General features: G+C 41.2%; 3 protein-coding genes and 1 pseudogene. 2 read left to right on the top strand and 2 right to left on the bottom strand.

Going from position 1 to position 2,920, the window contains the following annotated elements:
* Window positions 1-176: pseudogene (locus B4C48_RS13780) on the bottom strand (preprotein translocase subunit SecA); the annotation flags it as partial.
* A gap of 19 nt (window positions 177-195) precedes the next feature.
* Window positions 196-1,119, bottom strand: coding sequence for an acyltransferase (locus B4C48_RS13785; protein WP_291357477.1), 924 nt, complete (start codon window positions 1,117-1,119; stop codon window positions 196-198).
* A 248-nt stretch (window positions 1,120-1,367) separates the two neighbouring features.
* On the opposite strand from B4C48_RS13785, the gene B4C48_RS13790 reads away from it, so the two are divergent.
* Together B4C48_RS13790 and B4C48_RS13795 are read left to right on the top strand one after the other, a co-directional pair.
* Complete coding sequence (locus tag B4C48_RS13790) at window positions 1,368-2,018, top strand: OmpA family protein (protein ID WP_291357479.1); 651 nt, start codon at window positions 1,368-1,370, stop codon at window positions 2,016-2,018.
* A 135-nt stretch (window positions 2,019-2,153) separates the two neighbouring features.
* A partial coding sequence (locus tag B4C48_RS13795; RefSeq protein WP_291357481.1) for a UvrD-helicase domain-containing protein occupies window positions 2,154-2,920 on the top strand: 767 nt, incomplete at its 3' end.

Here is a 2,920-nt window from a genome sequence, read left to right on the forward strand (position 1 = left end):
TTAAACAGCCAGCCACCAAAATCACTCATCAGGATGGCATTGGCACTTAAGCAGAACAGGTTGATGATAATCAGAATCATCATAAAAATGTCATAGCCAAGTGCGACTTTCCATCCCCAGGTGCCTTTTTTGACAAAAGAAAAGGTTGGAGGTGTAATCTGGTCGTCTTGCTTCATCTTCTTCCTTTAATACAATTTATGCTTTTGCAGCCAAGTCTTGCTTCATACGTTCAATCAGTTGATCTTTCTCAGTCCATAATTCATGAACCCATTGCTGAAAACGTTTACGGTATTCAGCATCATCTTCATAATTACCGCCTAATACCCAGTCCGGAATATCAATTTTACGCAAATTTACCGCAATGCGATTGACTTCACCTAACCAGAAATCGCCATAACCCGGCGCACCATCTGGATAAACAATGGTCATGTCGACCAGCGCATCAATTTTGTCGCCTAAAATATTAAGCGCCAAGGCTAAGCCGCCGGCTTTAGGCTTCAGCAAATGTTTGTAGGGCGATTGCTGCTGCGCATGTTTCTCAGGCGTAAAGCGGGTACCTTCCAAATAGTTCAATAAGGTAAAAGGCTGGCTTAATAACTGCTCACAGGCTTTACGTGATTCTTCCATATCACGGGTTTTAAGTTCAGGATTTTTGGCAATCTGTTCCTTGCTATGACGTTTCATCATCGGGAAACCTAAAATTTTAAAGGCTTGACCCACGAAAGGAATAAAGATCAGTTCCCATTTGGTAAAGAAACGGGTGAGAGGCATGCGGGTTAAGCCAAAGTATTGATTGACCGTAGTGTCTACCCAGCTTTGATGGTTGCAGGTCATCAGATAACGGCCCTGCATGCTCAGATCTAGATCGTCATCAATCGTGATATCCCATTTTAAATGTGGTAGCACATGATCAATCAGCCAATTGTTAACGCCTAGCCAACTGTTGGTAATCTGAATGTTGGTTTCATCTACTTTACGTGATTTTTTAACCAGTTTAGTTAATCCCAATGCGAGTACAGGTGGGCCATGAAAAAAAGTACTTCCAGTAATCACTGACCCGACAGTAAGTCCGCGAGATATTTTTTTTAATATCGGTTGCTTGGTATTTTGAGATGACATATAGAAAATGGCCCTAAAAGAAAATCATCGAATGTTTTTATTCGGTATTCAATATAATTGTAGAATTTAAAATAAAAAAGCCTATTCATACAAGTATGAAGAAATTGTGCTGAAGTTATTCTTGACACTCACGTGAAATATTACAAAATGTAATTAATGGATGGATTATTTACAAAAAATCAATGGTATGCCTATTTTTTTTAATCCATTATTCCAGCATACGATAAAACACAAGAAGGAGGCATGCGATGCGTGCACTAGTAATTTCAGCAGCTGTGGCAGGGGCATTAGTTCTATCAGGTTGTCAAACTGCAGGTAGTACAGGCGGCATGGAATACGATAAAACAGCAATTGGCGCATTAGTGGGTGCAGCTGCTGGTTATGGTATTTCTAAAGGTAGTGCAAATACTAGCGCACAAAACAACCGTGCGGCTGCGATTGGTGCAGTTGTAGGTGGCGCTGCTGGTGTTTATCTTGACAATAAAGAGAAAAAACTTCGTCAACAAATGGCGGGTACTGGTGTAGACGTAAACCGTAATCCAGATGGTTCGGTAGGTCTGGTTATGCCAGGTAGCATTACATTTGATACCAACAAATCAAATATCAAGCCTAACTTCTACACCACTTTGAATAAAGTTGCACAAACTTTAACTGAAGATAACAAGAGCGGTATTCTTGTAACAGGTTATACAGACAGCACTGGTAATGATTCTATTAACATTCCATTGTCTCAAGCCCGCGCTCAATCAGTAGCAAGCTATTTAGCGTCTAAAGGCGTTTCAACTTCACGTATTAACGCTCAAGGTCAAGGTTCAGCGAACCCAATCGCATCAAATGCGACTGCTGAAGGCCGTGAACAAAACCGTCGTGTAGAAATCAGCATTTACGCAGTTCAATAATTCTTCATGCGTTAATGATGAATTAAAAAAACCACCTTCGGGTGGTTTTTTTATGAATGTCAAATTTGTATTTTAGGTTATGCAAGTCTGGCGCAGATGACTATAATCGAGCTCCAATCAATACGAGGAAATACTATGTCGTCGGCAAGTCAACTCAATGACAAGCAACTTGAAGCCATGAAATACACTCAAGGACCCTTGTTAGTACTTGCAGGGGCAGGTTCAGGTAAAACCTCGGTAATTACGCGAAAAGTCGCACATCTGGTCAAGAATTGCGGTATTCCGGCACATCGTATTACGGCCATGACCTTTACCAATAAGGCGGCTCGAGAGATGAAAGAGCGGGTCGGTAAATTATTATCTCGTGAAGAAGCCAAAGGATTGTCTGTGTCAACATTCCATACTTTTGGTTTGAATTTGCTGCGACTGGAACTTAAACATACACCATTAAAAAATAATTTTTCTATTTTGGATGCCGATGATTGTAAGCGCATCCTGATGGATTTAATGCACCGTGATAATTTGTCTGGTGCAGAAAGTAAAGAACTCATTGCCAAGGCAATGAAAATGATTTCGGACTGGAAAAATGACCTGATTCCACCAGAACAGGCTCACACTACCTGTGAAACTGCTGAAGATGTACAGTTTGCACACTTATACCAACTTTATGAGCGTAACTTGCGTGCCTATAACGCCGTAGATTTTGACGATCTGATTGTAATGCCTACGCGTTTACTGCAGGAAAATGCTGAAGTTCGGGATAAATGGCAAAATCGGGTACGTTATCTTTTAGTCGACGAATATCAGGACACCAATACAGCGCAGTACATCCTGGTGAAACTGCTGGTCGGCGTAATGGGGCAATTCACTGCGGTGGGTGATGATGACCAGTCTATTTATGC

Source organism: Acinetobacter sp. UBA3106, from assembly GCA_002365595.1.
Lineage (GTDB): Bacteria > Pseudomonadota > Gammaproteobacteria > Pseudomonadales > Moraxellaceae > Acinetobacter.

Bases quoted from the DNA above. Each gene is read 5' to 3' on its own strand.
- B4C48_RS13785 (WP_291357477.1), bottom strand. From the start codon at position 1,119: ATGTCATCTCAAAATACCAAGCAACCGATATTAAAAAAAATATCTCGC.
- B4C48_RS13790 (WP_291357479.1), top strand. From the start codon at position 1,368: ATGCGTGCACTAGTAATTTCAGCAGCTGTGGCAGGGGCATTAGTTCTA.